This is a genomic window from Bifidobacterium miconis (genome assembly GCF_019331735.1).
In the GTDB taxonomy this organism is placed as follows: Bacteria; Actinomycetota; Actinomycetes; order Actinomycetales; family Bifidobacteriaceae; genus Bifidobacterium; species Bifidobacterium miconis.
The window spans coordinates 26,216-38,091 of the sequence record NZ_JAHBBH010000018.1 but is presented as its reverse complement, the minus strand read 5'-3'; the positions used below and the strand labels follow the sequence as shown (position 1 = coordinate 38,091).

The window sequence follows — 11,876 nt, the reverse complement described above, 5'->3', positions numbered from 1 at the left end:
ATCTTCGGAACCATGCCGCGTCTTGGCTGCAGAGGCTGTCGACGAAACTGACTGCCCTGCTGTCTGCACAATCGACTGAAGCTGGCGGAGCCTCGGCCTCCTCGGGTGAGGGGGCTGTCACGCGCAGCGTGACCGGGGGAGCGTCCAAGCTGCTCGCATTCCTCCTGGGTACGGCGATGGCGGTCGGTTCGACTGCGGTCGCGGCACCTGTCACGCTCGCCGACGAACCGTCATCGAACGCAACGGCCAACGCGACGCAAGCCGCCGCGGACAAGACGATCGACCCGACCAAGGCGCAGTCCGACGTCACCGTCGTCGCCTTCCAGCAGTCGTGGAACACCATCGCCAAGGAGTGCAAGAGCACGTACGGGCCGGAGGGCGTCGGCTACATCCAGATCTCCCCACCTGAGGAATCCGTGCAGGGCACCCAGTGGTGGACCGTCTACCAGCCGATCAGCTACTCGCTCAACTCGCGCTTCGGCACCGAATCCGAGCTGAAGAGCATGATCCAGACCTGCAACGCGCAAGGCGTGCAGATCATCGCCGACGTCGTGCTCAACCACACGTCCGGCCACGACGTCTCGTGGGTCGACGACCAGCGCGGCGTCGCCGGAACCGCCTACAACGGCACGTACGGACGCTACCCGGGCATCGGCATCTACCAGTACGAGGAAAGCGGCAACAACCACCAGTACGGCCTCGCCTCCGGCGACTTCCACTCCTGCCGCACCAACATCGCCGACTATACGAACGCCGACGAAGTGCAGGACTGCCGACTGTCGACCATGTGGGACATCAACACCGGCTCCAGCCGCGTGCAGACCATCCAGGCCGAATACCTCGCCAAACTGTGGAACCTCGGCGTGCGCGGCTTCCGCATCGACTCCGCGAAGCACATCAACACGCTCGACCTGAAGGCCATCAAGGCGAAGCTCGCGCAGAAGATCGACGTGAAGGCGGCCGACATCCCGTTCCAGCAGGAGGTCATCTACCATCAGGGCGAATCCTCGCTGCTCGCGCCGAAAAACTACACGGTCAACGGCGACGTCACCGACTTCTCGTACTCGTACCAGCTGCGCCAGTACTTCAACGGCGACGTGTCGAACCTGAAGAACATCAGCAACGGCCTGCTGCCGAGCGACAAGGCCAACGTGTTCGTCTCCAACTGGGACACCGCGCGCGGCTCCGAAACGCTCACGGTCGACTCCGGTTCCCGCTACGAGCTCGCCAACGCGTTCATGCTCGCCTATGACTACGGCAAGCCGAAGATCATGTCCGACTACTACTTCACGTCCGCCAACTCCGACGCCGGCCCGACCGGCACCACCGACACGCGCGTGCCCGACGTCGACTTCGACGCCGCGTGCAAGACGAGCGGCAAGCGCGAACAGGGCCAGTGGCTGTGCGAGCAGCGCTGGGCGTCCGTGCGCGGCATGATCGGCTTCCACAACGCGGTCGCCGGCACGACCGTCGGCCGCTGGCAGGACAACGGCACCGGCAACATCGGTTTCGCCCGTCAGGACAAGGACGGCAACGATCAGGGCTTCCTCGCGATCAACAACACGCTGCAGGAGCACGAGAAGACGTACGAGACGAACCTGCCCGACGGCGAATACTGCGACGTGTACTCGTCCGGTGAAACCTGCAACAAGGTGACCGTCAAGAACGGCAAGCTCACGGTCACGATCGGCAAGCGCTCGGCCGTGGCGATCTACGCGGCGGCCGACAAGCCGAACGCGTGGAAGGGCTACCAGACGGCGGCCACCGGCTACGACGATCAGGTCAACACCGACCGCATCGGCGACGGCACGGCCACGATCTACTACAAGCCGGCCTCCAGCTGGGGCGACAACGTGTACATCCAGTACGCGATCGGCGACACGCTGCTCAACGACACGCCGGTGAAGATGGCCAAGGCCAACGGCGCCGACTGCAAGGCTGCGGACGGCTGGTACCCGATCACCATCAAGGACGCCCCGGCGAAGCGGCTAAAGTACCGCGTCACCAATGATCCGAACGGCGGCGCCAACGCGCTGTGGGCCTACCGCGACGGCTATTCGACCGACGGCTGCAGCACGCCGTACGAGAACGCGGTCGGCACGGCCATCACTGCGGTCGAGAACCACGACGAGACGATCGGCATGCCGTTCGTGTGCGCGGCCGCGTCCAAGACCACGTTCACCGTACACTTCAAGGCCGCGACCGACGTGCAGCGGCAGGCGACCGGCGTGGTCGTCTGGGGCACCGACGTATTCGGCAAGGCGCGCGGCAAGTCGTATCACGCGTTCGACAAGAACGCCGATACGTACGGCAAGCGCATGACCGCAACGATCGACGGCGACTTCACGACGCTGAACTACCGCATCGTCGCCTCCGCCGACGGCTCGGTCGACGCGGCCGCGGTCGCCGGTACGAGCGATTCGTACGCGGCGTCCGTGATCGACGAGACGAACGGCAGCGTGGTCGCCAAGGTGCGCGGCTCCATCGAGGCATGGGCCGACGGTTCCGACGGCAAGTCGTACGACGCGTCCGAGGAATCGCGTAACCCGGCTTCCGTGCCCACGCCGAACGACGTGAAGAACCCGAAGAAGCTCACCGTGATCATGCACTACATGCGCGCCGACGGCAATTACCAGGAGTACGACCTCGACACGGACGCCTGGAAGGGCTGGGACGTGTGGATGTGGTCGGGCGAACAGTCCGGCTCGCCGGTTTCGTTCACCGATCACGACGACTACGGCATGATCGCGCGCTACACGCTCGACCAGCCGACCAAGGGCAACCGCACGCCCGAGTTCGTCCTGCGTCAGGGCGGCGACTCGTGGATGGGCAAGGATCCGGACGGCAACGACCGACTGATCCCGGAATCGGCGATCACCGTCGCCGCCGGACAGGTGGAAACCGGCACGGCGGAAATCTGGCTGGTCAGCGGCGATCCGACGATCTACACGCATCGCCCGTCGGTGCTCGGCGTGACGTTCGAAACCGGCTTCGACTGGAACGTCAGCCCGCAGTCCGTGGTGTACGGCGGCACGGTCCGCCCGATCGCCGACAACCAGATTCCGCAGCGCGAAGGCTACGTCCTCACCGGCTGGGCCACCGACGAGGCCGGCACCGAGCCGTTCGAGATCGGCAAGACGCCGGTGACCGAGCGACTCAAGCTGTGGGCCCAGTACGAGAAGGCGAACGTGGTGCGCTTCGACACGGGCATCGACTGGAACGTCTCGTCGCAGTCCGTGAAGACCGGCGGCACGGTTCACGCGATCGCCGACAATCAGGTGCCGCGCCGCGACGGCTACGAGCTGCTCGGTTGGAGCACCGAAGCCGGCGCGACCGAACCGAACTTCACGATCGACGGCGGTGATACTCCGGGCACGCCGGTGACCGGCGACATCACGCTGCACGCGGTGTGGAAGATCAAGCAGTACAAGGTTACGTTCGTGACCGGCGAGGGCGGGCCTGCGGTCGATCCGCAGACCGTCGACCACGACGGCACGGTCACGCGGCCGACCGACCCGACGATGGACGGCAAGACGTTCGTCGGCTGGACGACGGACGCCGACGGCACGACGCCGTACGTGTTCGGTTCGGCGGTGACCGGCGACCTGACGCTGTACGCCAAGTGGAGCAACGAGCCGGAAGCGACGTACTACCTGGTGATGTTCCACCGCAACGACGGCACGACCGGCGCCGACGAGGCCACGGCGATGTACGTCAAGTCCGGCGAGAAGCTGACCGCGCCTTCGCTGACCCGTGACGGGTATCGTCTGACCGGCTGGAACACGGCGGCTGACGGCAGCGGTGCGACGTACGACTTTGCGACGGGCGTGACCGGCGACCTGACGCTGTACGCGCAGTGGAAGCAGGCGTGGAAGGTGACGTTCGACCTCAACTACGAGGGTGCTCCGGCGGCCGGCGAGACCGGTTCGGTGCCCGCGCAGATGGTGGATGTCGCCGGCGACGGCGAGAACGTCTGCGCCACGGAACCGTCGCCTGCGCCGACGCGCGAGGGATACACGTTCGAAGGCTGGTATGCGGATGCCGAGCTGACCACTTCGTTCGTGTTCGAGGGCAGCAAGGACGGGGAGCCTTCGTCGGTGACGGCCGACATCACCCTCTATGCCAAGTGGGTGAAGGAAGGCCAGAAGTGGACGATCACGTTCAACGCCAACGGAGGTTCGCTCGGTGACGGCATGGCTTCCACGCAGGTGGTGCCGGACGGCGAGTACCTGACCAAGCCGAAGAAGAACCCGACCCGTACGGGCTACATCTTCCAAGGCTGGACCACTGTGAAGAACGACGCCTTCGCGTCGGGATCGTATGACGGCAACACCTTCACCGGCGGCAGCGCCTTCGGGTTCGACGCCAGCGGCAAGAGCCTCATCCCGATCGACCGCGACGGCACGCTCTACGCCCTCTGGGCCAAGGCCGAATCCAGCTCCGGTTCTGGCTCCGGCTCGCAGAGCTGACGCCCCTCCCGCGTGGCGGAAAACGCTCGCTGAGACATGTCTCAGCGAGCGTTTTCCGCCACTGTTCGGGTTGTAACGCAAAAAGGCCGTAACCCAAGCATCATGACGTTGATGATGCGGGGTTACGGCCTTTCGTATTGCAGGAACTGCAGGGATGCGCCCGGCGTACGTCACGCCTGCGCGGCGGCTGCCTCGCGACGGGCGCGCGCGACCGCGTACAGGCTGATGCCTGCCGCGACCGACGCGTTGAGCGATTCGACCATGTTCGTGATCGGGATGCCGGCGATCGCGTCGCACGCTTCGCGCACGAGACGGCTCAGGCCGCTGCCTTCCGAACCGAGCACCACCACGAGCGGGGCGGTCTCAAAGCCGGTCTCGCCGACCAGTTTGTCGCCGCCGCCGTCAAGGCCGACCACATAATAGCCGCGCCCCTTGAGACCGTCGATCGCCTTGTTGAGGTTCACCACGCGAGCCACCGGCATGTGCGCGGCCGCACCGGCCGACACCTTCCATGCGGCGGCCGTCACCGAAGCGGACCGGCGTTCCGGCAGGATCACGCCGTTCGCGCCGAACGCCGCGGCCGAACGGATCCCCGCGCCCAGGCTCTGCGGGTCGGTCACGCCTTCCAGCGCGATGAACAGCGGACGCGCGTTAATGCGCGCGGAAGCCGAATTCGCGGCCTCCATCGCGCGGGCCTTCTTCTCCGCACGATCGGCGAGCTCGGCCAACGACGAATACTCGAACGGCTGCACCTTGAGCACCACGCCCTGATGATTCGACGAGCGGGCGATGCGGTCCATTTCCAGACGGTCCGCCTCCAGCAGGTGCAGGCCGTGCACGCCGGCGAGCTTCACGATCTCGCGCGTGCGGTCATCATGCTCGATGCGCGCGGCGATGTACAGCTGCGAGCTCGGCACGCCGACGCGCAGCGCCTCGAGCACCGCGTTGCGGCCGATGACCAGATCATCCGAATCGGACGCGAACTTGGCCGCACGGCGACGGGCCGCAAGACGCGGATCCGCCATTTTGCGCCGATCGGCGACCTTCTTCGCGCGGTATGCCTTGTGATAGACGCGGTCCTCGGCCTTGGGAGTCGCTCCCTTGCCGCGAAGCGCGTTGCGATGCTTTCCACCCGACCCCTTGGTCGGTCCTTTCTTAATAGCCATAGGGGCCATTCTCCCAGCACCCCGCGCCAAACCGGGCGTGGCGGGGCAGCGGGCGCGGCTGCGAGTAAGGTATGCGACGTGAAGAAGCAAGCGAGAGAGATTTTCGGGCTGCCCCTGCTGTTTTGGGGACTGTGGCTGGCCCTGCTGATCCTGTGGATGGGCCGTTTCGTCATTTCGTTCATGTCGATGTACCTGGTCAAGGATCTGCACGTCGACGCGGGCGTCGCCGGCACGATCGTGTCGATGTACGGTTTCGGCGGCATCTTCGGCTGCCTGTTCGGCGGTTCGCTGTCCGACCGGTTCGGCCGCCAGTCGATGATCATCGGCGGCGAGATCGGCGCGGCCGTCATGCTCGTGATCCTCTCGTTCATCGGCGACCCGTTCGTCATGGGCGCGATGCTGCTTGTCTACGGCGCGATCTCGTCGATCCCGACGCCGGCCGTCGCCGCGTACATCGACACGATCGTGCCGGCGACGCCCGCGTCGACGTGCAGATCCTTGACCAGGTACATCGACATGAACGAAATGACGAAACGGCCCATCCACAGGATCAGCAGGGCCAGCCACAGTCCCCAAAACAGCAGGGGCAGCCCGAAAATCTCTCTCGCTTGCTTCTTCACGTCGCATACCTTACTCGCAGCCGCGCCCGCTGCCCCGCCACGCCCGGTTTGGCGCGGGGTGCTGGGAGAATGGCCCCTATGGCTATTAAGAAAGGACCGACCAAGGGGTCGGGTGGAAAGCATCGCAACGCGCTTCGCGGCAAGGGAGCGACTCCCAAGGCCGAGGACCGCGTCTATCACAAGGCATCCCGCGCGAAGAAGGTCGCCGGTCGGCGCAAAAGGGCGGATCCGCGGATTGCGGACCGTCGCCGGGCGGCCAAGTTCGCGTCCGATTCGGATGAGCTGGTCATCGGCCGCAACGCGGTGCTCGAGGCGCTGCGCGTCGGCGTGCCGAGCTCGCAGCTGTACATCGCCGCGCGCATCGAGCATGATGACCGCACGCGCGAGATCGTGAAGCTCGCCGGCGTGCACGGCCTGCACCTGCTGGAGGCGGACCGTCTGGAAATGGACCGCATCGCCCGCTCGTCGAATCATCAGGGCGTGGTGCTCAAGGTGCAGCCGTTCGAGTATTCGTCGTTGGCCGAGCTCGCCGATCGTGCGGAGAAGAAGGCCCGCGCGATGGAGGCCGCGAATTCGGCTTCCGCGCGCATTAACGCGCGTCCGCTGTTCATCGCGCTGGACGGCGTGACCGACGCGCAGAACCTGGGCGCGGTGATCCGTGTGGCTGCCGCGTTCGGCGCGACTGGCTTGATCCTGCCGGAACGCCGGTCCGCTTCGGTGACGGCCGCCGCATGGAAGGTGTCGGCCGGTGCGGCCGCGCACATGCCGGTGGCTCGCGTGGTGAACCTCAACAAGGCGATCGACGGTCTCAAGGAGCGCGGCTATTATGTGGTCGGCCTTGACGGCGGCGGCGACAAACTGGTCGGCGAGACCGGCTTTGAGACCGATCCGCTCGTGGTGGTGCTCGGTTCGGAAGGCAGCGGCCTGAGCCGTCTCGTGCGCGAAGCGTGCGACGCGATCGCCGGCATCCCGATCACGAACATGGTCGAATCGCTCAACGCGTCGGTCGCGGCAGGCATCAGCCTGTACGCGGTCGCGCGCGCCCGTCGCGAGGCAGCCGCCGCGCAGGCGTGACGTACGCCGGGCGCATCCCTGCAGTTCCTGCAATACGAAAGGCCGTAACCCCGCATCATCAACGTCATGATGCTTGGGTTACGGCCTTTTTGCGTTACAACCCGAACAGTGGCGGAAAACGCTCGCTGAGACATGTCTCAGCGAGCGTTTTCCGCCACGCGGGAGGGGCGTCAGCTCTGCGAGCCGGAGCCAGAACCGGAGCTGGATTCGGCCTTGGCCCAGAGGGCGTAGAGCGTGCCGTCGCGGTCGATCGGGATGAGGCTCTTGCCGCTGGCGTCGAACCCGAAGGCGCTGCCGCCGGTGAAGGTGTTGCCGTCATACGATCCCGACGCGAAGGCGTCGTTCTTCACAGTGGTCCAGCCTTGGAAGATGTAGCCCGTACGGGTCGGGTTCTTCTTCGGCTTGGTCAGGTACTCGCCGTCCGGCACCACCTGCGTGGAAGCCATGCCGTCACCGAGCGAACCTCCGTTGGCGTTGAACGTGATCGTCCACTTCTGGCCTTCCTTCACCCACTTGGCATAGAGGGTGATGTCGGCCGTCACCGACGAAGGCTCCCCGTCCTTGCTGCCCTCGAACACGAACGAAGTGGTCAGCTCGGCATCCGCATACCAGCCTTCGAACGTGTATCCCTCGCGCGTCGGCGCAGGCGACGGTTCCGTGGCGCAGACGTTCTCGCCGTCGCCGGCGACATCCACCATCTGCGCGGGCACCGAACCGGTCTCGCCGGCCGCCGGAGCACCCTCGTAGTTGAGGTCGAACGTCACCTTCCACGCCTGCTTCCACTGCGCGTACAGCGTCAGGTCGCCGGTCACGCCCGTCGCAAAGTCGTACGTCGCACCGCTGCCGTCAGCCGCCGTGTTCCAGCCGGTCAGACGATACCCGTCACGGGTCAGCGAAGGCGCGGTCAGCTTCTCGCCGGACTTGACGTACATCGCCGTGGCCTCGTCGGCGCCGGTCGTGCCGTCGTTGCGGTGGAACATCACCAGGTAGTACGTCGCTTCCGGCTCGTTGCTCCACTTGGCGTACAGCGTCAGGTCGCCGGTCACCGCCGAACCGAACACGTACGGCGTCGTGCCGTCGGCGTCCGTCGTCCAGCCGACGAACGTCTTGCCGTCCATCGTCGGGTCGGTCGGCCGCGTGACCGTGCCGTCGTGGTCGACGGTCTGCGGATCGACCGCAGGCCCGCCCTCGCCGGTCACGAACGTAACCTTGTACTGCTTGATCTTCCACACCGCGTGCAGCGTGATGTCGCCGGTCACCGGCGTGCCCGGAGTATCACCGCCGTCGATCGTGAAGTTCGGTTCGGTCGCGCCGGCTTCGGTGCTCCAACCGAGCAGCTCGTAGCCGTCGCGGCGCGGCACCTGATTGTCGGCGATCGCGTGAACCGTGCCGCCGGTCTTCACGGACTGCGACGAGACGTTCCAGTCGATGCCCGTGTCGAAGCGCACCACGTTCGCCTTCTCGTACTGGGCCCACAGCTTGAGTCGCTCGGTCACCGGCGTCTTGCCGATCTCGAACGGCTCGGTGCCGGCCTCGTCGGTGGCCCAGCCGGTGAGGACGTAGCCTTCGCGCTGCGGAATCTGGTTGTCGGCGATCGGGCGGACCGTGCCGCCGTACACCACGGACTGCGGGCTGACGTTCCAGTCGAAGCCGGTTTCGAACGTCACGCCGAGCACCGACGGGCGATGCGTGTAGATCGTCGGATCGCCGCTGACCAGCCAGATTTCCGCCGTGCCGGTTTCCACCTGTCCGGCGGCGACGGTGATCGCCGATTCCGGGATCAGTCGGTCGTTGCCGTCCGGATCCTTGCCCATCCACGAGTCGCCGCCCTGACGCAGGACGAACTCGGGCGTGCGGTTGCCCTTGGTCGGCTGGTCGAGCGTGTAGCGCGCGATCATGCCGTAGTCGTCGTGATCGGTGAACGAAACCGGCGAGCCGGACTGTTCGCCCGACCACATCCACACGTCCCAGCCCTTCCAGGCGTCCGTGTCGAGGTCGTACTCCTGGTAATTGCCGTCGGCGCGCATGTAGTGCATGATCACGGTGAGCTTCTTCGGGTTCTTCACGTCGTTCGGCGTGGGCACGGAAGCCGGGTTACGCGATTCCTCGGACGCGTCGTACGACTTGCCGTCGGAACCGTCGGCCCATGCCTCGATGGAGCCGCGCACCTTGGCGACCACGCTGCCGTTCGTCTCGTCGATCACGGACGCCGCGTACGAATCGCTCGTACCGGCGACCGCGGCCGCGTCGACCGAGCCGTCGGCGGAGGCGACGATGCGGTAGTTCAGCGTCGTGAAGTCGCCGTCGATCGTTGCGGTCATGCGCTTGCCGTACGTATCGGCGTTCTTGTCGAACGCGTGATACGACTTGCCGCGCGCCTTGCCGAATACGTCGGTGCCCCAGACGACCACGCCGGTCGCCTGCCGCTGCACGTCGGTCGCGGCCTTGAAGTGTACGGTGAACGTGGTCTTGGACGCGGCCGCGCACACGAACGGCATGCCGATCGTCTCGTCGTGGTTCTCGACCGCAGTGATGGCCGTGCCGACCGCGTTCTCGTACGGCTTGCTGCCGCCGTCGGTCGAATAGCCGTCGCGGTAGTCCCACAGCGCGTTCGCGCCGCCGTTCGGATCATTGGTGAAGCGGTACTTGAGCCGCTTCGCCGTGGCGTCCTTGATGGTGATCGTGTACCAGCCGTCCGCAGCCTTGCAGTCGGCGCCGTTGGCCTTGGCCATCTTCACCGGCGTGTCGTTGAGCAGCGTGTCGCCGATCGCGTACTGGATGTACACGTTGTCGCCCCAGCTGGAGGCCGGCTTGTAGTAGATCGTGGCCGTGCCGTCGCCGATGCGGTCGGTGTTGACCTGATCGTCGTAGCCGGTGGCCGCCGTCTGGTAGCCCTTCCACGCGTTCGGCTTGTCGGCCGCCGCGTAGATCGCCACGGCCGAGCGCTTGCCGATCGTGACCGTGAGCTTGCCGTTCTTGACGGTCACCTTGTTGCAGGTTTCACCGGACGAGTACACGTCGCAGTATTCGCCGTCGGGCAGGTTCGTCTCGTACGTCTTCTCGTGCTCCTGCAGCGTGTTGTTGATCGCGAGGAAGCCCTGATCGTTGCCGTCCTTGTCCTGACGGGCGAAACCGATGTTGCCGGTGCCGTTGTCCTGCCAGCGGCCGACGGTCGTGCCGGCGACCGCGTTGTGGAAGCCGATCATGCCGCGCACGGACGCCCAGCGCTGCTCGCACAGCCACTGGCCCTGTTCGCGCTTGCCGCTCGTCTTGCACGCGGCGTCGAAGTCGACGTCGGGCACGCGCGTGTCGGTGGTGCCGGTCGGGCCGGCGTCGGAGTTGGCGGACGTGAAGTAGTAGTCGGACATGATCTTCGGCTTGCCGTAGTCATAGGCGAGCATGAACGCGTTGGCGAGCTCGTAGCGGGAACCGGAGTCGACCGTGAGCGTTTCGGAGCCGCGCGCGGTGTCCCAGTTGGAGACGAACACGGTGGCCTTGTCGCTCGGCAGCAGGCCGTTGCTGATGTTCTTCAGGTTCGACACGTCGCCGTTGAAGTACTGGCGCAGCTGGTACGAGTACGAGAATTCGGTGACGTCGCCGTTGACCGTGTAGTTTTTCGGCGCGAGCAGCGAGGATTCGCCCTGATGGTAGATGACCTCCTGCTGGAACGGGATGTCGGCCGCCTTCACGTCGATCTTCTGCGCGAGCTTCGCCTTGATGGCCTTCAGGTCGAGCGTGTTGATGTGCTTCGCGGAGTCGATGCGGAAGCCGCGCACGCCGAGGTTCCACAGTTTGGCGAGGTATTCGGCCTGGATGGTCTGCACGCGGCTGGAGCCGGTGTTGATGTCCCACATGGTCGACAGTCGGCAGTCCTGCACTTCGTCGGCGTTCGTATAGTCGGCGATGTTGGTGCGGCAGGAGTGGAAGTCGCCGGAGGCGAGGCCGTACTGGTGGTTGTTGCCGCTTTCCTCGTACTGGTAGATGCCGATGCCCGGGTAGCGTCCGTACGTGCCGTTGTAGGCGGTTCCGGCGACGCCGCGCTGGTCGTCGACCCACGAGACGTCGTGGCCGGACGTGTGGTTGAGCACGACGTCGGCGATGATCTGCACGCCTTGCGCGTTGCAGGTCTGGATCATGCTCTTCAGCTCGGATTCGGTGCCGAAGCGCGAGTTGAGCGAGTAGCTGATCGGCTGGTAGACGGTCCACCACTGGGTGCCCTGCACGGATTCCTCAGGTGGGGAGATCTGGATGTAGCCGACGCCCTCCGGCCCGTACGTGCTCTTGCACTCCTTGGCGATGGTGTTCCACGACTGCTGGAAGGCGACGACGGTGACGTCGGACTGCGCCTTGGTCGGGTCGATCGTCTTGTCCGCGGCGGCTTGCGTCGCGTTGGCCGTTGCGTTCGATGACGGTTCGTCGGCGAGCGTGACAGGTGCCGCGACCGCAGTCGAACCGACCGCCATCGCCGTACCCAGGAGGAATGCGAGCAGCTTGGACGCTCCCCCGGTCACGCTGCGCGTGACAGCCCCCTCACCCGAGGAGGCCGA

5 protein-coding genes and 1 pseudogene are annotated in these 11,876 nt (G+C 65.8%); 3 read left to right on the top strand and 3 right to left on the bottom strand.

What is annotated here, in order from left to right:
- Positions 1 to 128: 128 nt before the first annotated feature.
- Positions 129 to 4,469, top strand: coding sequence for an InlB B-repeat-containing protein (locus KIH79_RS07515; RefSeq protein ID WP_219058834.1), 4,341 nt, complete (start codon positions 129 to 131; stop codon positions 4,467 to 4,469).
- A gap of 170 nt (positions 4,470 to 4,639) precedes the next feature.
- On the opposite strand, the gene rlmB (KIH79_RS07510) is transcribed toward KIH79_RS07515, so the two are convergent.
- A complete protein-coding gene (gene rlmB / locus KIH79_RS07510; RefSeq protein ID WP_219058833.1) occupies positions 4,640 to 5,635 on the bottom strand; it encodes a 23S rRNA (guanosine(2251)-2'-O)-methyltransferase RlmB in 996 nt (331 codons plus the stop codon).
- Between the two features lie 156 nt (positions 5,636 to 5,791).
- On the opposite strand from rlmB (KIH79_RS07510), the pseudogene KIH79_RS07505 reads away from it, so the two are divergent.
- A pseudogene (locus KIH79_RS07505) lies at positions 5,792 to 6,109 on the top strand (MFS transporter); the annotation flags it as partial.
- Here KIH79_RS07505 and KIH79_RS07500 read toward each other — a convergent pair.
- Positions 6,043 to 6,255 carry a hypothetical protein gene (locus tag KIH79_RS07500; protein ID WP_420829369.1) on the bottom strand — a complete coding sequence of 71 codons (213 nt, stop codon included), beginning with the start codon at positions 6,253 to 6,255 and terminating at the stop codon, positions 6,043 to 6,045. The pseudogene KIH79_RS07505 and the gene KIH79_RS07500 sit on opposite strands and share 67 nt — an antisense overlap.
- A 78-nt stretch (positions 6,256 to 6,333) precedes the next feature.
- Between KIH79_RS07500 and rlmB (KIH79_RS07495) the strand changes: the two genes are divergently transcribed.
- Positions 6,334 to 7,329: a 23S rRNA (guanosine(2251)-2'-O)-methyltransferase RlmB gene (gene rlmB, locus KIH79_RS07495; RefSeq protein WP_219058832.1), complete on the top strand. Its 996-nt coding sequence runs from the start codon at positions 6,334 to 6,336 to the stop codon at positions 7,327 to 7,329.
- Between the two features lie 170 nt (positions 7,330 to 7,499).
- On the opposite strand, the gene KIH79_RS07490 is transcribed toward rlmB (KIH79_RS07495), so the two are convergent.
- Positions 7,500 to 11,840 carry an InlB B-repeat-containing protein gene (locus tag KIH79_RS07490; protein ID WP_219058831.1) on the bottom strand — a complete coding sequence of 1,447 codons (4,341 nt, stop codon included), beginning with the start codon at positions 11,838 to 11,840 and terminating at the stop codon, positions 7,500 to 7,502.
- Positions 11,841 to 11,876: the final 36 nt, after the last annotated feature.